The organism is Kitasatospora sp. NPDC056783 (genome assembly GCF_042789895.1).
In the GTDB taxonomy this organism is placed as follows: Bacteria; Actinomycetota; Actinomycetes; order Streptomycetales; family Streptomycetaceae; genus Kitasatospora.
The window spans coordinates 14,459-35,426 of record NZ_JBHUAF010000038.1 but is presented as its reverse complement, the minus strand read 5'-3'; the positions used below and the strand labels follow the sequence as shown (position 1 = coordinate 35,426).

The window sequence follows — 20,968 nt, the reverse complement described above, 5'->3', positions numbered from 1 at the left end:
CCCGGGGCCCGTCTCACCGGCGGAGGGTGCCCCAGCCGTCGTCCTGAGCCCGGGAGCGGTTGAAGTACGGCACCCGGTCGGTGACGGCGTTCGGCAGCCGGTCGCCGACCCGGTCCGCGACCGCGCCGGCCGCCTTGCCGGCCACCGCCCCGGCCTGCTGCCGGGCCCGGTCGGTCGCGCCCTGCACCGTGGGGTTGCGGGCGATCTGCCGGGTGACCTCGGCGATCTGCTCGTAGCGCTGGCGCCCGGCCCGCGAGCCCAGGACGTAGCCGGCCGCGAAACCGGCGGCCAACGACAGCTTCCACATGATCGGATCCACCCTCTCCTGGCGGCTTCTGCCGCATTGCCCTACCCGTCCGTCGGGACGGCGAACCGTCCGCGCTCCCCAGCATCCCCGGCGCCGTCGCCGGGCGCGCGCGGGGCACGCCGGGCGGCAGTGCGCCGGCAACCTGGGAAAGCGATTGGCGGACCACCCCCCCGAGTGCGCTAATGTATGTCCCGCAGCGAGCGCCGAGGAGCCCGGGGAACCGGGGGCCGAGGCGCAAGCCGATCCCCCATAGCTCAATTGGCAGAGCAGCCGACTGTTAATCGGCAGGTTATTGGTTCGAGTCCAATTGGGGGAGCTCGGGAGAAGGTCCCTCCGGGGTCCTGTTCCCGTCCGTGGTACGGAAGTCGAGTACCGCGATCCCGCATAGCTCAATTGGCAGAGCAGCCGACTGTTAATCGGCAGGTTATTGGTTCGAGTCCAATTGCGGGAGCTGCGCCGGGTCCGCCCGGTGACTGCTCAGAGCGAAGGCCCCTCGGTCGACCGGGGGGCCTTCGTGTTGCCCGGGCACGGCCCGGCGCCGACGTGACGTGACGTGACGTGACGTACGCGACACCGCTCCGGCTCAGGTGGTCGCCTTCCGGTAGAGGTCGGCGACCCGCTCGTCGAAGGTGACGCTGTACGAGGTGCCGGGGGTGCTCCCGCCCTCCTGGTAGCCGCCGATCACGCCGACCACCGCGCCGTTGGAGGCGACCCAGGGGCTGCCGCTGGTGCCGTCCGTGTAGCCGCCGCAGTCGAAGCGCTCCTGGGTGGGGCTCTGCGAGCTGGTCCGGACCGCGCAGGTGATCGGCTCGTCGCTCTCGTTCGGGTAGCCGGTGACCGAGACGGACAGTCCGAAGCCCCGATCGGTGTCGATCGCGTTGCCGCCGACCGCGTCCTCGACCTGCCGGCCGTCGACCGGGCCGACCGTGACGAACGCCACATCGTACTCGGGGTCGTCGCCGACCGCCCAGCGCGGATCGACGGTGATCGCCTGCACCGGCCAAGTCCCGTACGGGGTGGATCCGTTGCGGTACCCCGGGGTGAACACCAGGCCGTCCAGCAGGCCGATCCGGCGGGTCTGCACGCAGTGCGCCGCGGTGACCAGCAGATTGTGCCGAGGGCTGCGCACCACGCTCGCGGTGCAGGCCCGCGGGCCCTGCGCGGTGTGGAGGGAGAGGGTGCCGACCCGGTCCCGGGCGGGGCTCTGCTGTGCGACCTCGGCGGTGGGTGTCCCGTCCTGCCCGCCGCACGCGGTGCCGGTGGCCAGCAGCAGGGCGGCCAGCGCCGCCGTTCGTGCCGTGCGCGCGGGCCGTGCCGGGCGGGGGGCCATCGGGGCTCCGTCTCGTTCCTCGGGGCGGGCACGGGGGCGTGCGTTCCGCCGGTCGTGAGGAAGATCTACCAGGCCGTGCCCGGCGGCGCCACCGCCGGGTGCCCGGTCAGCCCGTGGCGCGGTCGTACAGGGCCTGGACGCGGTCGCCGAAGTAGCTGCTGTACGAGGTGTCCGGGCTGTCGCCGCCCTCCTGGTAGCCGCCGATCACGCCGACCACGGTGCCGGTCCTGGTGGCCGGGTCGAAGTCGGTGACCCAGGGGCTGCCGCTGGTGCCGCCGGTGTAGTCGGGGCAGTCGATCCGCAGCTGGGTGGGGCTCTGCTGGGTGGTGGTGTTGGCGCAGGTGATCGGCAGGCCGCTGCTGCTCGGGTAGCCGGTGACCTTCACCGGGAGCCGGTAGCCCCGGTTGACGCCCAGTCGGTTGGCGCCGAGCACCTGCTGGACCTGTTGCCCGTTCCGGGCCTGGACGACCGCGAAGGCGACGTCCATGTCCGGGTCGGCGTGGTCGTTCCAGCCGTCGTCCACCGTGACGGCCAGCAGCGGCCAGACGCCGCTGGGGGTGTCGCCGTCGCGGTAGCCCGGGACGAAGACCAGGTCGCCGCGCCGGCCGAGCTTCGGGTCCCAGACGCAGTGGGCGGCCGTGACGATGAGGTTGAGCCCGGCGCTGTCGACCACGCTGGCGGTGCAGAAGTGGTCGCCGCCGGCGTTGCGGGTGAACACCGCCCCGACCAGGCCGTTGAGCACGGTGGGCTTGGCGGTGCGGGTGACGCCGGTGTGCCGCCCGGCCGCGCTCCTGAACCGCTGCCGGCTCCAGCCGTGGCCGTCCGCGGTGGCGGCGGGTGGTGCCGAGCTGACCGTCGGAGCGCCCCCGCCGGGACCCGCCGCGGTGGTGCAGCCCGCGGCCGACGCCAGCGCCAGGGCGAGCGCCGTGGCCGCCGCCGTCCCACGAGTCGTCATCCGCCCAGGCTGCCCTGGCCGGGCGCCCCGACGCCACCCGGGCTGCGCCGCCCGGGAGACGCGCGCCCCCGCACGGCCTCACGCGCCCTGCCGCGCCCCCGGCGCGCACCACGGGTGATCGACCGGCTATGCTGCCCGGGACGGCCTCGCTGGGGCCGTCTGCTGCTGACGTGTGCCGGTGACCGGCGTGCGCGGCGAACCGGGGCGGTAGCTCAGCCGGTTAGAGCAGGGGACTCATAATCCCTTGGTCGTGGGTTCGAGTCCCACCCGCCCCACTTCTTCTTCCCCCGGCCCGCGGTCGGCGGCCGTCTCCGAGAAGGTCCATGGCCGGCCCGAACCGGGTTTCGACGAGTGGAACTGTAGAGCAGGATCCCGTCCGCCGGACTGTGCCACGCCGCGTTTCGCCCGGCTCGGGGACATCCCTCCCGTGCCGGGGAGCCCGGACAAGGCTGTGGGGCCGTCACCGTTCGCCGGTGTCGGCCCCACAGCTTTGTCCGGAGCGGCTCAGCGGAGCTTGACCGGGGTGATGGTCAGCTCGCCGTTCTGGTGGCCCACCACGGAGACGGCCAGGTCCGGGAGCTTGCCCGTGGCCGCCATCGCCTTCAGGTCGGCGAGCAGCGGCGAGCCCGCGTCGAGGTAGAACCGCAGCGGCTTCCGCTCGGAGGCGGCGAGGTCGGCGATCTCCTGGGCACTGCGGCGGCCGATCGCCCACGCCCACAGGTGCGAGGTGCTGCCCTGGTTGCGGTCGAGCACGCTCAGCCAGAGGTTGTCCTCGATGCTGGCGTAGTCCGGGGCGGGGTCGTTCCAGACGCGGGAGCCGATGAGGGAGACCGGCAGCCTGCCGTCCTGCCCCTGCTGGTCGGCGGCGAGGGCGGCGATCCGCTGGGCCACGGCGAAGCTCGCGCCGGTGCCGCGCAGCTGGGCCCGGCCGGGGCTGCCCTGCCAGCCGGCCTGGCCGGAGTCCGGTTGGGCGTTGCTGAGGACGGCGAAGGACAGGCAGCCGGCGACGGCGACCACGGGCACGACCGAGCGGACCCGGGACCAGGCGGTCGGGCGCGCGCCGGGGGCCGGTGCGGTGCTCGGTCCGGCGAGCACCCGGCGGCCGAAGGCGGGAAGCAGGGCGGCGGCGAAGCAGATCACCCCGACGACCATCAGCTGCTGGATCATCTTCTCGTAGAAGTACGAGGTGGTGCCCGCCGTGCGGAGCTGGTACTCCATCACGCCGTAGCAGAGCAGCGAGACCGCGGCGAGCGAGATCAGCGCGACCCGGCGCGGGCGGTTGGCGCGCGCGCCGCGGGTCAGCAGGGCCAGGAACGCGGCCGCCACGAGGGGGAAGAGCAGGTGCCGGCCGACCGGGCTGATGCTGCCGGGAAGGGTCAGGACGTCCGCCGAACCGGCCGACTGGGCGTTGGTGTACGGCGGGAACAGCGCGAGGGCGCCGGCCACCGCGGCGGTCGTCAGCACGGTCCGCCAGTGCCGGAAGCACTCCCGCCGGTACATGACGGCCCAGGCGAGCAGGATCGCCCCGACGGCCGGCAGCAGCAGGTAGTGGCCGAAGGAGATGGCGACCGTCAGGGCGCCGAGCGCCACGACCTGCTCGCGGAAGCGGGGGAGCGGCCTGATCGCCAGGGCGAGCAGTACGGCGAGCAGCCCGAGCGCGAACATCGAGCTCAGGAAGCCCCGGTTCTGCAGCTGCGGCACCTCGGCGACGACCAGGTAGACGGCGGTGGGCAGGGCGACCGCGAGTGCGCGCCAGCCGCGCAGTGCCGGGCCGGCGACCCGCTGCACGGCCCACAGGACGGCGACCGCCAGACCGGCCGCGGTCGCGGCGAACAGCAGGACGAAGAGCGACATCTGGGTGAGCGCGGGGCCCTGGCTGGTACCGCCGTGCAGGAAGCTGGTGACCACGGCCAGCGTCAGGTGGCTGCCCGGAGGATAGGTGTCGAGGCCGAGCGTGACGGTGGCGGCGGCCTCGCTCTTGTGCAGGGCGGTCAGACCGCCCAGACGCATGATGGTGTCGTACACCGCCGCGTGCCGGCCGAGGTCCTCGAACGAGATGATCAGGGCCAGTCGCTCGGTGGCGTTCCGGTGGATGACCGGGTACATCGTGAACGCGACGGACGCGGCCGCCGGCAGCAGCAGGGCGAGGTCCCGGACGGGGACCAGCTCGCGCAGCCGCGCCGTCCACGGCCGCCGGGCCCGCCCGGTGGGCCGGGGGCCCTGGAGGAGCAGGGCGGCGGTCAGCGGCACGGCGGTGGCCTCGGAGAGCGCCACCGGGTGCAGGCCCCACGGCCAGTAGCCGGCGAGCAGGGCGAGCGCGCAGGTCCACCCGATCAGGACGCCGCCGGAGATCACCAGCCGGTCGAAGGCGGTGGCCCGGGAGCGGATCAGGGTCGCGGCGGCGTACCAGACCAGCCCGAAGGACAGCAGGTCGGCCGAGAGCAGGTGGAACAGCGGCGGGAGGACCACGAGGGCCGCGATGAGCCGGAGCTGTCCGGCGTCGGGCCGCCGGAACCGGGTCCGTGGGCGCCGCCGGTCAGCCCCCGTGCCCGGGCTCGTTCTGTCCGGTATGTCGACGGACTCGGCTGGCGCTGTCATGGATGCGATTCCCCCACACATGGTGCTGAGTAGGCAGACGTCAGGCTGCAGGTATGAACATTCGGACGGGTTGACAAGTCTGCCGCATCGGCGCCGGGTCGGTGGAATCGGGGGTCGGATGGCGCAACGGTGGCGTCGGGCGAAGAAAAAGTGATATCACTTTGACATCGGATGCGGATGCTCGCCGAAGGAGTCGCTCCCATGACCACATCGCGTTTCGCCGTCGAGGACGGCCCTGTCCTCGACCTCCCGGCCCCCAGGATCACCGAACGGGTGATCACCGGGGCGGCCGGTCTGCCGGTACTCGGCGCCACCCTGCTCGGCCTGCTCGCCGGGATCGGTTCGTTCGTCGCCGGTGCGGCCCGGATGGCCTCCCACGGCGGCGCGGTGGGCCTCGTCCTGGTGGTCGCCGGGCCGCTGCTGGTGCTCGGCTCGGTGCTGCTGATGTGCGGCCTGACGGTGGTCTCGCCCGGCCAGGCCCGGGTGGTGCAGCTGCTCGGCCGCTACCGGGGCACCATCCGCGCCGAGGGCCTGACCTGGCTGAACCCGTTCACCAGCCGCCAGCGGATATCCACCCGGATCCGCAACCACGAGACCGAGACCAGCAAGGTCAACGACGCGGACGGCAACCCGATCGAGATGGCCGCCGTGGTGGTCTGGCAGGTCGAGGACACCGCGATGGCGGTCTTCGAGGTGGACGACTACGCCGACTTCGTCGCCATCCAGACCGAGACGGCCGTGCGGCACATCGCCACCAGCTACCCGTACGACGCCCACCACGAGGGCCAGCTGTCGCTGCGCGACGGCGCGGACGAGATCGCGCTCAAGCTCTCCGCCGAGATCGCCGCCCGGGTCGCCTCGGCGGGAGTACGGGTCGTCGAGTCACGGATCACCAGGCTTGCGTACGCTCCGGAGGTCGCCCAGGTGATGCTCCAGCGCCAGCAGGCCGGGGCCGTGGTCGCGGCGCGCAGGCTGATCGTCGAAGGAGCCGTCGGCATGGTCGAGGAGGCGCTGGACCGCCTCGCCGAACGCGATGTCGTGGACCTGGACGAGGAGCGCAAGGCCGCCATGGTGAGCAACCTGCTGGTGGTGCTCTGCGGCGAACGCGGCACCCAGCCCGTCGTGAACACGGGTTCCCTCTACCAGTAAGGCGAGGCGTTGGCGACGGAACGGAAGAAGCTCCTGCTGCGACTGGATCCTTCGGTTCACGACGCACTCGCCCGGTGGGCCGCGGACGACCTGCGCAGCACCAACGCGCAGATCGAGTTCCTGCTCCGCCGCGCGCTCACCGACGCGGGCCGGATGCCCGGCGGCGCGGCCCGGCTTCCCCGGCGCGGACGCCCGCCCAAGAGCCCGTCCGAGGGGAGCCCGTCCGAGGACGGGCGGTCCGAGCGGGGTCCGGAGAGCGGAAGCCCGGACCAGGACTGACCGCCACGGCCGGGCACCCCACAGACCTTTCGGAGACCGACATGGACCTGCCCGCCACCCTCCCCGAGAAGCTGTACCTGCTCGCCCACGACCCGCGGCGCGGGCGCACCACCCAGCACTCCTCGCTCAACCTGCTGCTGCAGGCCGCGGCGCTGACCGAGCTGCTGCGCCGGGGGCTGCTGTCGGAGGACGGCCGCAAGGCCGTCGTCCGGGCCCGCGGCGCGGACGCCGAGGCCGGCCTCGACCCGTACAGCGCCCACCTGCTGGGCCAGGTCAGGGAGTCCCGGTCGCACAGCTGGAGCTGGTGGGTCGGCCGCGCCAAGGCCACCGGCCGCGACCAGCCGATCCGCCGGGTCCGGGACGGCCTGGCGGACTCCGGCCGGATCACCCTGCGACCGCACCGGGTGGCGGGCCTGTTCCCGGTGACCGTGATCACCCTGGACGACCCCCGGGTCCGCGAAGCGCTGGCGGCCTCCGTCACCGGGGCGCTGAAGAGGCCGCTCAGCCGGGTCGACCCGGCCGACGCGGCGCTCACCGCGCTGGTCGCGGCGGGGAGGCTCCGCTCGGCCCTGAGCGCCGGGGAGCGCCGGGAGCACCGCGCCCGGATCGCGAAGCTGGCCCCGGCGGCCGGTCCGGTCCCGCGCGCGCTCGGCAGGGCCCTGGCCTGGCGGGCGACGGGCCACTCGGCGGAGGCCGCGGCGTTGGGCTGACGGGCCGCCCCCGGGCTCCGCGCGCCCCGTAAGCTGGCCGGGTGCTCGAACCCGCCCTGCTGCCGACCCCGCTGGTGGACTGCACCGACGGGGTCTTCGCGCGGGCCGGGGTGGAGCTGCGGCTGAAGCGGGACGACCTGCTGCACCCCACCGTCCCCGGCAACAAGTGGCGCAAGCTGGCGCCCAACCTGGCCGCCGCCGTCGCGCAGGGCCACACCCGGCTGCTGACCTTCGGCGGCGCGTACTCGACCCACCTGCGGGCCGTGGCGGCCGCCGCCGGGGCGCTCGGGCTGGAGAGCGTCGGGCTGGTCCGCGGCGAGGAGCTGGCCGACCGGCCGCGCAACTGGTCGCTGCGGGCCGCCGAGGCCGCCGGGATGCGGTTGGAGTTCCTGACCCGGTCCGAGTACCGGGAGGCCACCGGCCGGGCCGACGCGGGCGGGGCCGGTACGGGCGGGGCCGTCGCAGCGGGAGCGGACGGCCGCTGGGGCCGCTGCCTGGTGCTCCCGGAGGGCGGCTCCAACGCCCTGGCCGCCGTCGGCGCGGCCGCGATCCCGGCCGAACTGCCCGACCTCGGCGAGCGGGACGTGGTCTGCTGCCCGGTCGGCACCGGCGGGACCCTGGCGGGCGTCGCGGCCGGCTTGCCGGCGGGCGCCCGGGCGCTGGGGGTGGCCGTGCTGCGCGGCGGTGAGGGCTACCTGGAGTCGGAGGTCGCCCGGCTGCACCGGGCCGCCTACGGGCGTGAGTTCGACAACTGGCGGATCGACCACGCGCACCACGGCGGCGGCTACGGCAGGGTCCCGGCCGAACTGGCCGTCTTCGCCGAGCGGTTCGAGGGCCGTCACGGCATCCCGCTGGAGCGCCGCTACGTCGCCAAGCTGCTGGCCGCGCTGGCCGGCCTGACGGCCGCCGGCGCCTTCTCGCGCGGCACCCGGCTGACCGCCGTCGTCACCGGGCTGCCGGACCCGGAGTAGGGCCCGGCGGCCCGGTGACGTGGCCGGGGGTCAGCCGAAGGTCAGGTCGGCGCAGGGGTCGGTGTCGGCGTTGCGGGTGTTCTCCGCTATCCCGGTGGGGATCCCGTTCGGGGTGGGGCCGGGGGTGGCGCCGGCCGCGGGGCCGGTCGGGGCGGCGGCGGCCGGGCTCGGGGCGGCCACCGAGTTGATCTGGGTGCCCGCCGAGCGGAAGTCGGCGCCGAGGGTGACGGTGATCGCCCCGGAGCCGGGCTCCTCGACCGCCTTGGCGCCCGGGAAGAGCGCCACGACCTGGTCGGCGGCGGCCTTCAGCGCGGGGTCGTAGGAGACCAGGGTGTTCTGGTGCCCGGGGGTGTTGTGGCCGAGCGTGATGTCCTGGAAGCCGCGCGCCTTGAGCGTCTCGGAGCCGGAGCCGGCCAGGCCGGGCGTGCCGACCCCGTTGACCACGGTGATCGGCGTCGCGGCCTGCTCCGGGGTGAGCGGGGTGTTCGCACCGGCCGGGTCGGCGCCGGGGGAGGCGACCGCCTGGCCCGTCCCGGCGGTGCTCTGCCCGTCCAGGGTGCGGTCCTCGCGCAGCAGCTTCCACAGGGTGTCGGCGTCCGGCTGGACCAGTCGCACCCGGTCGCCGGCGAAGCGCCAGGGAGCGGTGACGAACGAGACGTCGGAGAGCTTGATGTCCTGGACGGAGCGGGCGAAGTCCACCAGCTTCATCGCGGTGCCCAGTCCCTCGTCCACGGTGAGCGACTTGGTGGCCGCGTCGGCCAGCGGCAGCAGGGTGGGCAGTGAGAAGCCCTGGCCCTGGACCTTCTTGATCATCGAGGAGAGGAAGGCCTGCTGGCGCTTCATCCGGCCGATGTCGGAGTTGTCGCCGATGCCGTGGCGTATTCGGAGGTAGTCCACCGCGGACTGGCCGGAGAGCTTCTGGACGCCCTTCTTGAGGTGGATGCCGTACTCGTTGACGTCGTTGGGCACGCAGGCCTCCACGCCGCCGATGGCCTCGGACATCGTGGCCGCGCCCTTGAAGTCGACCACGATGGTGTGGTCGACCCGCAGCCCGGTGAGCTTCTCGACGGTGTTCTGGGTGCAGGCCGGGTTGCCCTTGGGGGAGAGGCCGACGCTGAAGGCCGAGTTGAACATCTGGTCGTTCTTCGGCTTCGTCCAGGTGCCGTTCGGCAGCTTGCAGGACGGGATGGTGACCAGGGTGTCGCGGGGGATGGAGACGCCGACGGCGTGCTTGTGGTCCGCGTAGACGTGGATCAGGATCGCGGTGTCCGAGTTGCCGACGCCCACGTCGCCGCCGCCCAGCGAGTCGTTGCCGTCCTCGCGGCTGTCCGAGCCGAGGAGCAGCACGTTGACCGGGACGGAGGCGCCCGGGGTGGCCGGGACGGGGGCCGGCGGGCGCTCGGTGGCGACACCGCCCGCGTCGAAGGTGGTGATGTTGTTGTCCAGCCGGTGGTAGAACCAGGCTCCGGCGCCCACCACCGACAGCACCAGCACGGCGGCCAGTCCGATCGCGGTCCGCAGGTAGCGGCGTCGGCGCGTGCTGCTGCTCATCCTCGTGCCCCCCGTCTTCAGGAAATTCCCAGCGTTCGATGTTCGAACGTTAGACGCTCCGGAAGGCGGTTCGGTTACCCCCCTGGGGCCTATGAACAGCCCGGAAACCTTGTGATGCTGGTCACGCGCCGGGCCCGGAGGCGCCCGTGAGCATTCGGCGGAGCAGATCGCGCAGGGCCGTGCGCTCCTCCGGGCCGAGCGCGGCCAGCGGCTCGCGGGCGAAGTTCAGCGACTCGCGGAGCTCTTCGGAGGCGGCCGCGCCGGTGTCGGTGGCGGCGACCAGCTTGACCCGGCGGTCGTGACGGTCGGCCTCGCGGGTGACGAAGCCCCGGGATTCGAGCCGGTCGACGATGCCGGTGATGTTGGACGGCTCGCAGCTGAGCGTCTGGGCGATCTGGCGCATCGGCATCGGCCCGCGCCGCAGCAGGGCGAGCACCTTGGCCTGGGCGCCGGTGAGCGAGCGGGCGGCGGCGGCGTCCTCGTACTCGCGGTGGAACAGCGCGACCAGGTTGGCCATCAGGTCGACGACCTCGCGGGTGATTTCGTCGGGCTGCGGCGCGGCGTCCTGGACCGGCTGAGTGCTCATGGCCGAGAGTCTACCTGAAAAGTTGACAGCATGAACCTTTCATGTCCATCGCTACTTCAGCTACTGAACCTTTCAGGTGCGTGACGCCACAGCCGCACCGACTTCAAGGAGTGCCTCGATGGCAGAGCGGGCCGCCCCGGTCGCCGAGCAGCTCGCGAAGGCCGCCCCCGAGGGCATCGACCTCTACTTCGGCAACGTCGGCGGCGGCCACCTGGAGGCCGCGATCGGCGCGTTGGACGTGCGTGGCCGCGCGGTGCTCCGGCCCGAGTTCGTCGCGGAGGTGTCCGGCCGGCTGCGGTCCGGTGAACTGCGCGCCGAGGAGGCCGTGGTGGACGGCTTCGAGAACGCCGTCGAGGCGTTCCTCGACCTGCTCCGCGGCGTCAACACCGGCAAGATGGTCGTCCGCCTGGAGGACTGACGTCACGTCAGGAGACTGACCGCCCCCGCCGCCCCGGCCGGGTGGCGGGGCGGTTCCCGCCGCGGCCCCGGCTGCCGGGCGCGGGGGGCCGGGGCCGCATTACCGCATTCCGTCCGGATCCGAAAGTGCGTCATCCATCTTGTGATGTCGCGCGGTACGGTGGTCCACCAGGCGATGGGGCCGTTCGGGGGAGAGATCCGGCCGAGGGGTAGACCTCGTTGAGGATTCGACTAGCATTGAGCGAAAGCCTGTCCGTTTTGCTCAAATTAGTAGCTTAATGTCGGCTGACGTGGGTAACTGCGGGTCAACTGTAGGCGCGAGGCAGCTGGGGAAGGCGACCCTCGTCCACAGCCTGGAGGTCCCGGTGACGACACGTGGAGTTCTGTACATCCACTCCGCGCCCCGCGCGCTGTGCCCGCACGTCGAGTGGGCCGTCGCGGGGGTGCTCGGTGTGCGGGTGAGCCTGGACTGGATCCGCCAGCCGGCCGCACCCGGGCATTGGCGTGCCGAGCTGTCCTGGCAGGGAGAGCTCGGCACCGCTTCGAAGCTCGCCTCCGCGCTGCGCGGCTGGCAGCTGATGCGGTACGAGGTGACCAGCGAGCCCTCCGCCACGGCGGAGGGGGAGCGGTACAGCAGCACGCCCTCGCTCGGCATCTTCCACGCCGTCACCGGCATCCACGGGGACATCCTGATCCCCGAGGACCGGCTGCGGGCCGTCCTGCTGCGCGCCCGCAGCGAGGGGGCCGACCTGGAGGCCGAGATCGCCCGGCTGCTCGGCAAGCCCTGGGACGACGAGCTGGAGCCCTTCCGGTACGCGGGCGAGGGCGCGCCGGTGCGCTGGCTGCACCAGGTGGTCTGACCGGCGGGGCGGGCACGACGAAGGGGCCGGCGCTCATCCACGCACCGGCCCCTCCGTCATGGGCGTCAGCGGGTGCGGAAGGCCAGCACCACGTTGTGGCCGCCGAAGCCGAACGAGTTGTTCAGCGCCGCGATCCGGCCCTCGGGCAGCGCGCGGGCCTCGCCGCGCACGATGTCCGCGTCCACGTCGTCGTCGAGCTCCTCGACGTTGATGGTCGGCGGGGCCAGCCGGTGGTGCAGGGCCAGCACGGTGGCGACGGTCTCGACACCGCCGGCACCGCCCAGCAGGTGACCGGTCATCGACTTGGTGGCCGAGACGGCGATGTGGTCGAGGTCGTCGCCGAGCTCCTTGCGCAGCGCCTTCAGCTCCGCGGTGTCGCCCTGCGGGGTCGAGGTGGCGTGCGCGTTGACGTGCACGATCTCGGCCTTGTCCAGCTCGTTGCGCTCGAACAGGTCGGCCAGCGCGCGGGCCACGCCGGCGCCGGTCGGCTCGGGCTGGGCGATGTGGTGGGCGTCCGAGGACAGGCCCTGGCCCACGGCCTCGCAGTAGATCCGGGCGCCGCGCGCCTCGGCGTGCTCGACCGACTCCAGCACGACCACGCCGGCTCCCTCGCCGAGGACGAAGCCGTCACGGGCCTTGTCGTACGGGCGGGAGGCGCGCTCGGGGTGGTCGTTGTTCTTGGACATCGCCATCATGTTGGCGAACGCGGCGATCGGCAGCGGGTGGACCGCGGCCTCGGTGCCGCCGGCCACCACGACGTCGGCGCGGCCGCTGCGGATCATCTCGATCGCGTAGCCGATCGCCTCGGCGCCGGAGGCGCAGGCGGAGACGGGGGTGTGCACACCCGCGCGGGCGCCGACCTCCAGGCCGACGTTGGCCGCCGGGGAGTTGGGCATCAGCATCGGGACGGTGTGCGGGGAGACCTTGCGGGCGCCCTTCTCCTTCAGTACGTCGTACTGGTCGAGCAGGGTGGTCACGCCGCCGATGCCGGAGGCGATGACGGTGCCCAGGCGCTCGGGGGCGAGCTTGGAGGACTCGTCGGTGGCGGGGGTCTCGAAGCCCGCGTCGGCCCAGGCCTCGCGGGCGGCGATCAGCGCGAACTGGGCCGAGCGGTCCAGCTTGCGGGCGAGCGGGCGGGGCAGGATCTCGCCCGGCTCGACGGCGGTCCTGGCGGCGATCTTCACCGGCAGGTCCTCGGCCCACTCCTCGGTCAGGGCAGCCACACCGGACTTGCCGGCGACCAGGTTCTCCCAGGTGCTGGCGGCGTCGGCGCCCAGCGGCGTGAAGGCGCCGATACCCGTGACGACCACGGTGCGATTTTCAGCGGTCACTGGTTTCTTCTTCTCTCACGTTGTGGGGGGGGTCGGCGGCGTGCCGAGGATGGGCCCGGCCGGGCGCCCGGTGAGGGCGTCCCGGCCGGCGGGTCGGCCCGGTCTGGTGAGCCGGGCCGACGAGGTCAGCCGTCGGAGGCGTGCGGGACGCCGGACGGGCTGGCCGAGTCGAACGAGTCGAACGAGTCGATCGATCAGGCGTTGGTGAGGATGTAGTCCACCGCGTCGCCGACGGTCTTCAGGTTCTTGACCTCGTCGTCCGGGATCTTGACGTCGAAGCGCTCCTCGGCGGCCACGACGACCTCGACCATGGACAGCGAGTCGACGTCCAGGTCATCGGTGAAGGACTTGTCGAGCGCGACATCCTCGGTCGGGATACCGGCGATCTCGTTGACGATCTCGGCGAGACCTTCCAGGACCTCGTCCTTGGTAGCCATACTGGCTGCTCCTCTTCGGTGTTGAACGCGTCCGGCCGGCGGCCGGACACAGGTTTGTGGATCGGGCGAATGCCCCCAATGGGGCGAGTGCGCCTAGGGGAGAGTAACGACTGCCGCGGCGTACACGAGACCCGCCCCGAACCCGATGATCAGGGCGAGGTCCCCGCTGTGGGCCTCGCCGCCCTGCAGCATGCGCTCCATCGCCAGCGGGATGGAGGCCGCGGAAGTGTTGCCGGTCTCGGCGATGTCGCGGGCGACGGGCACCGACTCCGGCAGCTTGAGCGCCTTGATCATGGCATCCGTGATCCGCATGTTGGCCTGGTGGGGGATGAACGCGCCGAGCTGGTCGGCGGTGATCCCGGCGGCGTCCAGCGCCTGCTGGGCCACCTTGGCCATCTCCCACACCGCCCAGCGGAAGACCGGCTGGCCCTCCATCCGCAGGGCCGGCCACTTGAGCTCCTCGCCCACGCCGTTGACCGCGTCGGGCTTGGCGAAGGCGGTGTCCCAGGCCTCGGTCTGGGTGATGAGGTCGGCCTTCGAGCCGTCCGATCCCCAGACCAGCTTGCCGATGCCGGGGGTGTCGGACGGGCCGACGATCGCGGCGCCGGCGCCGTCGCCGAAGATGAAGGCGGTGGAGCGGTCCGACCGGTCGGTCAGGTCGCTGAGCCGCTCGACACCGATGACCAGCACGTACTCGGCGTTGCCGCCGCGAATCATGCCGTCGGCCAGGCCCAGGCCGTAGCCGAAGCCGGCGCAGGCGGCCGAGATGTCGAAGGCCGGGGCGGTGCCGCAGCCGAGCCGCTGGGCGATCTCGGTGGCGACCGCGGGGGTCTGCTTGAAGTGCGAGACGGTCGAGACGATCACGCTGCCGATCTGCTCGGGCGTGATCCCGGCCTGGGCGATGGCCTTGCCGGCCGCGTGGAGCGACATCTCGGTGACGGACTCGTCCGGGCCCGCCCAGCGGCGCTCGGCGATCCCGCTGCGGGTGCGGATCCACTCGTCCGAGGAGTCGATCCACTCCAGCACCTCGGAGTTGGGGACCACCCGGACCGGGCGGTAGCCGCCGACACCGTGGATGCGTGAGTACCGCGCGCCGGTCACCGGACGGATCTGGGGCTTGGTCATGCCTGCTTCTCCTGCTCCTGACCGCCGTGCTCCGCGACGAGCTCGCGGGCCTTGTCCAGATCGGCGGGGGTCTTGAGGGCGAGTGTGGCCACACCCTTGAGGTTGCGCTTGAGCAGCCCGGTGAGGGTGCCCGCGGGGGACAGCTCGATCACGGCCGTCGCGCCCAGCTGCCCGAAGGTCTCCATGCAGAGGTCCCAGCGGACGGGGTTGGAGACCTGCGACACCAGGCGCGCGAGCACCTCGGCGCCGGAGGCCACGACCTCGCCGTCCTTGTTGGAGACGTAGCGGACCTGCGGGTCGGCCGCGGTCAGCGTCGGGGCCAGCTCGGCCAGCCGCTCCACGCCCGGGGCCATGTGCTCGGTGTGGAAGGCTCCGGCCACCTTGAGCGCGACCAGCTTGGCGCGGGTCGGCGGGTCCGCCTTCAACGCCTCCAACTGGTCCAGCGTGCCGGCGGCGACGATCTGGCCGCCGCCGTTGTTGTTGGCCGCGGTCAGGCCGTGCTCGGCCAGCTTCGCGGCGACCTCCTCCGGCTCGCCGCCGAGCACGGCGAGCATGCCGGTCTCGGTGACGGCGGCGGCCTCGGCCATGGCCCGGCCGCGCTCGCGGACGAAGGTCAGCGCGTCGCGGGCGGTGAGCACTCCGGCGCCGGCGGCGGCGGTGATCTCGCCGACGCTGTGGCCGGCCACGGCGCCGACCAGCTCACGGGCGGCGACCTCGTCCGGGAACAGCTCCCGGGCGGTCATCAGACCGGCGGCGACCAGCAGCGGCTGGGCGACGGCGGTGTCCTTGATCTCCTCGGCGGACGCCTCGGTGCCGGCGTGCACCAGGTCGAGCCCGGCGACCTCCGACCAGCCACGCAGGCGGTCGGCGACACCGTCCAGCTCCAGCCAGGGGCTGAGGAAACCGGGGGACTGGGCACCCTGTCCAGGGGCGACGATTACGAGCACGGTTCAACCCTCTCTCGCCAGGCACCCAGGGGCGGGTAGGCGACGGTAACGAAGAAAACCATCCGGGATTGTATGGTCCCTACACTCGAACTAGCCCTGATCCCCGACGGTGTCCAGCCGGCCGAGAGCGAGGGCGATCCGCAGCGTGAACGCCGAACGTACATCCGACGGGGCGTATCCCGTGACGTCAGTCACACGTCGTAGCCGGTAGCGCACCGTGTTGGGGTGGACGAAGAGCATGCGGGCCGCGCCCTCCAGCGAGGAGGCCTGCTCCAGGTAGACACTCAGCGTCTCCAGCAGTGCCGAGCCGGCTTCGTCCAGTGGTGTGTAGATCTCCTCCACCAGCTGGCGGCGCGCGGCCTGGTCGCCGGCCAGTGCCCGTTCGGGCAGCAGGTCGTCGGCCAGCACCGGGCGGGGGGCGTCCGGCCAGGCCGAACAGGCGCGCAGGCCGGCCGCGGCGGCGTGCGCCGAGCGGGTCGCGGAGAGCAGGTCGGGCACGGTCGGGCCGACCACCACCGGGCCCGGCGCGAACTGGCCGATCAGCGCCCGGGCGGCGTGCACCGGCTCCTTCTCGCCGCCGACCACCACCACCAGGCGCTTGCCCAGCACCCCGGTCAGCACGTTCAGCTTGGCGTACCGGGCGGCCCGGCGGATCGCCTCGACCACCAGCTCGCTGTCACCGTCCGGCGCGCTGCCCATCACCACCCGGACCTGGCTGGGCTGGCCCCAGCCGAGTGCCGCGGCGCGGGAGAGCACTCCCTCGTCGGCGTCGCCGGACAACAGCGAGTTGACCACCAGCGCTTCCAGCCGGGCGTCCCAGGCACCGCGCGCCTCGGCGGCCTGGGCGTACACCTGGGCGGTCGCGAAGGCGATCTCCCGGGCGTAGACCAGCACCGACTCGCGCATGTCCGCCTCGTCGCCGGGGGCGGCCACCTCCTCGATGGCCTCCTCCATCACCTCGATCGTGGTGCGGATCAGCTCGACGGTCTGGCGCAGGGTGATCGCCCTGGTCAGCTCGCGGGGGGCGGTGCCGAAGACGTCGGTGGAGATCGCCTGGGCGGCGTCCGGGTGGCGGTACCACTCGGTGAAGGCGGCGATGCCGGCCTGGGCGACCAGTCCGATCCAGGACCGGTGCTCCGGCGGCATCCGCCGGTACCAGCCGAGCTGGTCGTCCATCCGCGAGATCGCGGCGGTGGCCAGCTTGCCCGAGGACTTCTCCAGCCGCTTGAGCGTCGCCGCCCGGCGCTCGGCGCGCTCGGCGGCGTTTCTGCGCTCCTGCGCGGTCAGGCGGGGCGCCGCGCGACCGGGGCGGTCACGGCCCGGCCGCGCGGCCGGGCCCTTCCCGGCGGCTTCGGGCGCGGGGCTGGGACTGGGTTCGCTCTTGGAGTTCGCGGAAGCGGCTGGCACAAGGACAAGACTGCCTCACGCGGGTGACTGCTCGTGCACACCCCCCGGTGGAGCGGTACGGTGGCCCGCGTCACACTCCGGGCGCCACCCGTTACGGTGGGGGCGTGACCGAAGCCGTTGACCGCCCCCGCGCCGACCTGCGCCGCACCGCCGAGCGCTACCGCTCCGCCCCGGCCGAGGGCGTCGAGACCAGGCACGCGTTCTCCTTCTCCGGCCACTACGACCCGAAGAACACCCATTTCGGGGCGCTGCTCGCCTGCAACGAGGAACTCCTCGCCCCCGGCGCCGGGTTCGAGGAGCACAAGCACCGGGACACCGAGATCCTCACCTGGGTGCTGGAGGGCGCGCTGGCCCACCGGGACTCGCACGGCCACGGCGGGGTGGTCCGCCCGGGGATGGTCCAGCACCTCAGCGCGGGCTCCGGGGTCACCCACACCGAGCGCAACGTCGGCGGCGCCGACGGGCCGGTGCGCTTCGTCCAGATGTGGCTCCAGCCGGACGAGTTCGACGCGGCCCCCGCGTACGGCCTGCGCAAGGTGGAACCCGCGGACGACGGGTTGACGCTGCTGGCCTCCGGGCTGGCGCGCGACGCCGGGACGCGGGCGCTGCGGCTGCGCCGCGGCGACGCCGCGCTCTGGCTGGTCACCGCAGGGCCGTGGCAGCCGCTGCCGCGCCTGCCCGACGCGCCCTGGCGGTACGCCCACCTGACGGCCGGCTCGCTGGGCTACCGGACCGTCCCGGGGCCCAAGGGCGGCGGCCGTTCGATGGTCCCCGGCGACAGCGTGCGGATCACCGGCGAGGCCTTCACCGACCCGGCGGCGGGCGAGACCGGCGCGCAGCTCCTGCTCTGGGAGATGCACTCGCCGGTCTCGTACGGCTAGCGGCTCAGGTCTTCGAGCACCGCGTCGGAGAAGGTCGGCCAGGCCTCGACCGCCCACGGGCCGAAGTCCCGGTCGGTGAGCGCGACGCAGGCCACACCGGCCCGCGGGTCGACCCACAGGAAGGTGCCGGACTGGCCGAAGTGCCCGAAGGTCTCGGGGGAGTTGGCGGTGCCGGTCCAGTGCGGGCTCTTGCCGTCGCGGATCTCGAAGCCGAGGCCCCAGTCGTTCGGGCGGTGGTGGCCGTAGGCGGGCAGCACGCCGTTGGTGCCGGGGAAGGCGACCTCGCGGGTGGCCCGCCGCACGGTGGACGGGTCCAGCAGCTTGGGCGACTGGAGTTCGGCGGCGAACCGGGTGAGGTCGGCGACGGTGGACAGGCCGCCGGCGCCGGCCGGGGACTTGTGCGCGGTGTTGATCAGGGTGTCGGTCATCCCCAGCGGCTCGAACACCGCTTCGCCGACGTACCGGGAGAACTCGATCCCGGCGGCCTCGGACAGCGCCCGCGCCAGCGCGTTGAATCCCGCGTTGGAGTAGAGCCGGCGGTTGCCGGGTTCGGCGAACACCCGGTCCTCGTCGAAGGCCAGGCCGGAGGTGTGCGCGAGCAGGTGGCGGACGGTCGCTCCGGGGGGCCCGGCCGGGTCGTCCAGCTCGAACACGCCCTCCTCGACGGCGACCAGCACCGCGTAGGAGGTCAGCAGCTTGGTCACCGAGGCGAGCGGGAACAGGTGCTGCTGCGGTCCGTGCGCGCCCAGCACGGCGCCGTCCGCCCCCCGGACCACCGCCGCCGCGGCATGGGGCACCGGCCAGTTCTCGATCATCCGCAAGCTCTCCATGGGGTCCGACTGTAGTCGGGGCGGGAAAACGGTGGCGGGCCGCCCGGGTGTCCGGCTTGCTTGGAGTGCACTCCAACTAGGTAGCGTCGTCCACGTCGCACAGGACAGGGGAAACGAGCGATGGCCGCACCCGCACGCATCGAGATCGACCTGCGCAGCTGCACCGAGGTGTTCAGCCGGCCGGTCGGCGATCCGGACCGGACACCGAGGCACACCATCGGCGAGGTCGCCGCCGCGAGCGGGCTGACCGCCCACACGCTGCGCTGGTACGAGCGGATCGGCCTGCTGGACCCGGTCGACCGGGTGGCGGGCGGCCAGCGCCGCTACTGCGACGCCGACCTGCACCGACTGGCCTTCCTGGGCCGACTGCGGCTGACCGGGATGTCGGTGGCGGACATGCTCAGGTACGTGGACATGGCCCGCCAGGGCGAGCGGACCTACCTGGAGCGGCAGCGGCTCCTGGAGGCCCAGCGCGAGGAGGTCCGGCAGCGGATCGCGGACCTCCGGGCCACCCTCGCCGTCCTCGACCACAAGATCGACATCTATGCCGGGAGGGTCGCCGACGCGGCCGACACCCCGGTCCCATGCCAGTACCACCACGCAGAGGAAGAGCAGAGCGCATGACTCAGCAGACCGTCCTTCCCACCGTCGAACTCGGCACCGGCGGCCCGCTGGTGGGCGTCCAGGGCCTCGGCTGCATGGGGATGAGCGAGTTCTACGGCCACACCGACACCGACGAGGCCCTCGCCACCCTGGACGCCGCGCTGGAGGCCGGCGTCACCCTCTTCGACACCGCCGACATGTACGGCTCCGGCCACAACGAGGAGCTCATCGGCCCCTTCGTCCGGGCCAACCGCGACAAGGTGGTCATCGCCACCAAGTTCGCCGTCGTGCGCTCGGAGCGGGACGCCTCGGCCCGGAGCATCAGCAACGACCCGGCGTACATCCGGACCGCCGTGGACGCCTCGCTGCGCCGCCTCGGCGTGGACGTGATCGACCTCTACTACATGCACCGCCGCGACCCGGCCGTGCCGCTGGCCGACTCGGTCGGCGCGATGGCCGAACTGGTGGCGGCCGGCAAGGTGCGTCACCTCGGCCTGTCCGAGGTGACCGGGGCCGAGCTGCGCGAGGCGCACGCGGTCCACCCGATCGCCGCGGTCCAGTCCGAGTGGTCGGTGTTCGCCCGCGACGTCGAGCGCTCGGCGGTGCCGGCCGCCGCGGAGCTGGGCGTCGCCTTCGTGCCGTACTCGCCGCTCGGGCGAGGATTCCTGACCGGCGCCTTCCGGAACGCCGAGGAGCTCCCGGCGGACGACTTCCGCCGTGCCATGCCGCGCTTCACCGGCGACAACGCGGCGGTCAACGCCGAACTGCTCGCCCCGCTGCGCGAGATCGCGGCGGCCCGCGGCGTGACGTCGGCCCAGGTCGCGCTGGCCTGGGTGCACCAGCGGGCCGAGGTGCACGGGCTGGCCGTGGTGCCGATCCCGGGCACCCGCAAGCGCGGCCGGCTCGCCGAGAACACCGCGGCGGCGACGCTGCGGCTGACGGCGGAGGAGCTGGCGCTGCTGGAGCCGGTGGCCGACCGGGTGGCCGGGAACCGCTACCCGGACATGAGTTCCACCGCGGCGGCCCGCGAGTAGCGGCAACTGCCGTGTGGGGCCGGCGAGTTCGGTGAGGACCTCGCCGGCCCCGGGTGGGGTGTCAGACGGTACGGCCGGTCCAGGCGGCCAGCCGGGTGTGGACGTCGGCGTCCTCGGCGACCGGCCGGACGGCGCCGAACGGGACGCCCGGCACCCGCCGTTCGGCCGGCAGCGCGAACTCGGCGACGGCCAGCGCGGCCCGCGCCAGGTCGTCGTCCAGGGCGAAGCCGCGGCCGAGGCTGGTGGCGATGTCCCCGGAGTGGGTCACCAGCTCCATGAGGTAGCCGCCCACCGCCATCGCGCCGGACACCTCGCCCCAGGGGGCGGTGGTCGGGCGGGTGAGCTTGGCGTCGTCCGCCCAGGCGGCGGTCACCCGGGCGCGGGCCCGGTCCAGCGCGGCCGGCCAGCCCTCGTCCGACGGGTCCTCGACGGCGGCCTCGACGTCGAGGGCGCTGCCGCCCTCGCCCATGTAAGCGAACCGGTGGATGCCGCCGACCACGTGGTTCAGCAGCAGGCGCAGGGTGAACTCGGCGCAGGGAGTGGGCCGGTCGAGATCGGCCGGGGTGATCGTGGCGAGCAGCTTCTCCAACTGGTCGAGGGCGGTCAGGTACTGCGGGCGGGCATCCTGGACGGCGTTCATCCGGGGTCGGCTCCCTGGTG

The 20,968-nt window shown here is 73.3% G+C and carries 21 protein-coding genes, 3 tRNA genes and 1 pseudogene; 12 read left to right on the top strand and 13 right to left on the bottom strand.

All coding sequences use genetic code 11. The features are described 5' to 3' along the window. Positions 1-13: 13 nt before the first annotated feature. Positions 14-319, bottom strand: coding sequence for a hypothetical protein (locus ACFRMQ_RS09010; RefSeq protein WP_380728518.1), 306 nt, complete (start codon positions 317-319; stop codon positions 14-16). A 231-nt stretch (positions 320-550) separates the two neighbouring features. Here ACFRMQ_RS09010 and ACFRMQ_RS09005 point away from each other — a divergent pair. Continuing rightward, positions 551-623: transfer RNA gene (locus ACFRMQ_RS09005), tRNA-Asn, on the top strand. A gap of 62 nt (positions 624-685) precedes the next feature. Continuing rightward, positions 686-758, top strand: a tRNA-Asn gene (locus tag ACFRMQ_RS09000). 132 nt (positions 759-890) lie between these two features. Here ACFRMQ_RS09000 and ACFRMQ_RS08995 read toward each other — a convergent pair. Then, positions 891-1,637: a trypsin-like serine peptidase gene (locus ACFRMQ_RS08995; RefSeq protein WP_380728516.1), complete on the bottom strand. Its 747-nt coding sequence runs from the start codon at positions 1,635-1,637 to the stop codon at positions 891-893. A gap of 106 nt (positions 1,638-1,743) precedes the next feature. Then, positions 1,744-2,592: a trypsin-like serine peptidase gene (locus ACFRMQ_RS08990; RefSeq protein WP_380728514.1), complete on the bottom strand. Its 849-nt coding sequence runs from the start codon at positions 2,590-2,592 to the stop codon at positions 1,744-1,746. A gap of 201 nt (positions 2,593-2,793) precedes the next feature. On the opposite strand from ACFRMQ_RS08990, the gene ACFRMQ_RS08985 reads away from it, so the two are divergent. Continuing rightward, positions 2,794-2,867: transfer RNA gene (locus ACFRMQ_RS08985), tRNA-Ile, on the top strand. 229 nt (positions 2,868-3,096) lie between these two features. Here the strand turns inward: ACFRMQ_RS08985 and ACFRMQ_RS08980 are convergent. Beyond that, positions 3,097-5,061: a hypothetical protein gene (locus ACFRMQ_RS08980; protein WP_380728512.1), complete on the bottom strand. Its 1,965-nt coding sequence runs from the start codon at positions 5,059-5,061 to the stop codon at positions 3,097-3,099. Positions 5,062-5,391: 330 nt separating this feature from the next. Here ACFRMQ_RS08980 and ACFRMQ_RS08975 point away from each other — a divergent pair, with 330 nt between their 5' ends. The 4 genes from ACFRMQ_RS08975 to ACFRMQ_RS08960 are packed head-to-tail and all read left to right on the top strand — an operon-like array spanning position 5,392 to position 8,299. Then, positions 5,392-6,339, top strand: a complete 948-nt coding sequence (locus ACFRMQ_RS08975; protein WP_380728510.1) for an SPFH domain-containing protein — start codon at positions 5,392-5,394, stop codon at positions 6,337-6,339. Positions 6,340-6,348: 9 nt separating this feature from the next. Continuing rightward, positions 6,349-6,618 (top strand): hypothetical protein, encoded by a 270-nt coding sequence (locus tag ACFRMQ_RS08970; RefSeq protein WP_380728508.1) that lies wholly within the window; start codon positions 6,349-6,351, stop codon positions 6,616-6,618. Positions 6,619-6,659: 41 nt separating this feature from the next. Beyond that, entirely contained in the window at positions 6,660-7,328 is a 669-nt protein-coding gene (locus ACFRMQ_RS08965; protein WP_380728506.1) for a GPP34 family phosphoprotein, read from the top strand. Positions 7,329-7,369: 41 nt separating this feature from the next. After that, positions 7,370-8,299, top strand: coding sequence for a 1-aminocyclopropane-1-carboxylate deaminase/D-cysteine desulfhydrase (locus tag ACFRMQ_RS08960; RefSeq protein WP_380728504.1), 930 nt, complete (start codon positions 7,370-7,372; stop codon positions 8,297-8,299). 30 nt (positions 8,300-8,329) lie between these two features. Here ACFRMQ_RS08960 and ACFRMQ_RS08955 read toward each other — a convergent pair whose 3' ends face one another. Beyond that, positions 8,330-9,850 carry an LCP family protein gene (locus ACFRMQ_RS08955; RefSeq protein WP_380728502.1) on the bottom strand — a complete coding sequence of 507 codons (1,521 nt, stop codon included), beginning with the start codon at positions 9,848-9,850 and terminating at the stop codon, positions 8,330-8,332. A gap of 121 nt (positions 9,851-9,971) precedes the next feature. Further along, positions 9,972-10,436, bottom strand: a complete 465-nt coding sequence (locus ACFRMQ_RS08950; RefSeq protein WP_380728500.1) for a MarR family winged helix-turn-helix transcriptional regulator — start codon at positions 10,434-10,436, stop codon at positions 9,972-9,974. A gap of 112 nt (positions 10,437-10,548) precedes the next feature. On the opposite strand from ACFRMQ_RS08950, the pseudogene ACFRMQ_RS08945 reads away from it, so the two are divergent. Both ACFRMQ_RS08945 and ACFRMQ_RS08940 read left to right on the top strand, forming a co-directional pair. Beyond that, positions 10,549-10,854: pseudogene (locus ACFRMQ_RS08945) on the top strand (NADP-dependent oxidoreductase); the annotation flags it as partial. A gap of 364 nt (positions 10,855-11,218) precedes the next feature. Beyond that, positions 11,219-11,713 carry a DUF3145 domain-containing protein gene (locus ACFRMQ_RS08940; protein WP_316521050.1) on the top strand — a complete coding sequence of 165 codons (495 nt, stop codon included), beginning with the start codon at positions 11,219-11,221 and terminating at the stop codon, positions 11,711-11,713. A 65-nt stretch (positions 11,714-11,778) separates the two neighbouring features. On the opposite strand, the gene fabF is transcribed toward ACFRMQ_RS08940, so the two are convergent. From fabF to ACFRMQ_RS08915, 5 genes are all read right to left on the bottom strand, one after another. After that, positions 11,779-13,044, bottom strand: coding sequence for a beta-ketoacyl-ACP synthase II (fabF, locus tag ACFRMQ_RS08935; RefSeq protein WP_380728497.1), 1,266 nt, complete (start codon positions 13,042-13,044; stop codon positions 11,779-11,781). 194 nt (positions 13,045-13,238) lie between these two features. Further along, complete coding sequence (locus ACFRMQ_RS08930) at positions 13,239-13,481, bottom strand: acyl carrier protein (protein WP_189918130.1); 243 nt, start codon at positions 13,479-13,481, stop codon at positions 13,239-13,241. Positions 13,482-13,574: 93 nt separating this feature from the next. After that, positions 13,575-14,606: a beta-ketoacyl-ACP synthase III gene (locus ACFRMQ_RS08925; RefSeq protein ID WP_380728495.1), complete on the bottom strand. Its 1,032-nt coding sequence runs from the start codon at positions 14,604-14,606 to the stop codon at positions 13,575-13,577. After that, positions 14,603-15,553 (bottom strand): ACP S-malonyltransferase, encoded by a 951-nt coding sequence (locus ACFRMQ_RS08920; RefSeq protein ID WP_380728492.1) that lies wholly within the window; start codon positions 15,551-15,553, stop codon positions 14,603-14,605. The genes ACFRMQ_RS08925 and ACFRMQ_RS08920 overlap by 4 nt, the downstream gene beginning before the upstream one ends. Positions 15,554-15,643: 90 nt before the next feature. After that, entirely contained in the window at positions 15,644-16,840 is a 1,197-nt protein-coding gene (locus ACFRMQ_RS08915; RefSeq protein ID WP_380728520.1) for a PucR family transcriptional regulator, read from the bottom strand. A 224-nt stretch (positions 16,841-17,064) separates the two neighbouring features. Here ACFRMQ_RS08915 and ACFRMQ_RS08910 point away from each other — a divergent pair, with 224 nt between their 5' ends. Beyond that, a complete protein-coding gene (locus ACFRMQ_RS08910) occupies positions 17,065-17,841 on the top strand; it encodes a pirin family protein (RefSeq protein WP_380728490.1) in 777 nt (258 codons plus the stop codon). On the opposite strand, the gene ACFRMQ_RS08905 is transcribed toward ACFRMQ_RS08910, so the two are convergent. After that, positions 17,838-18,671, bottom strand: a complete 834-nt coding sequence (locus tag ACFRMQ_RS08905; RefSeq protein ID WP_380728488.1) for a serine hydrolase domain-containing protein — start codon at positions 18,669-18,671, stop codon at positions 17,838-17,840. The genes ACFRMQ_RS08910 and ACFRMQ_RS08905 overlap by 4 nt on opposite strands. Before the next feature lie 120 nt (positions 18,672-18,791). Between ACFRMQ_RS08905 and ACFRMQ_RS08900 the strand changes: the two genes are divergently transcribed. Beyond that, positions 18,792-19,295, top strand: coding sequence for a MerR family transcriptional regulator (locus tag ACFRMQ_RS08900; protein ID WP_380728486.1), 504 nt, complete (start codon positions 18,792-18,794; stop codon positions 19,293-19,295). Further along, on the top strand, positions 19,292-20,308 hold the full coding sequence (locus ACFRMQ_RS08895; RefSeq protein ID WP_380728484.1) for an aldo/keto reductase: 1,017 nt from the start codon (positions 19,292-19,294) through the stop codon (positions 20,306-20,308). The genes ACFRMQ_RS08900 and ACFRMQ_RS08895 overlap by 4 nt, the downstream gene beginning before the upstream one ends. Positions 20,309-20,369: 61 nt before the next feature. On the opposite strand, the gene ACFRMQ_RS08890 is transcribed toward ACFRMQ_RS08895, so the two are convergent. Next, complete coding sequence (locus ACFRMQ_RS08890) at positions 20,370-20,948, bottom strand: TIGR03086 family metal-binding protein (protein WP_380728482.1); 579 nt, start codon at positions 20,946-20,948, stop codon at positions 20,370-20,372. Positions 20,949-20,968 lie beyond the last annotated feature (20 nt).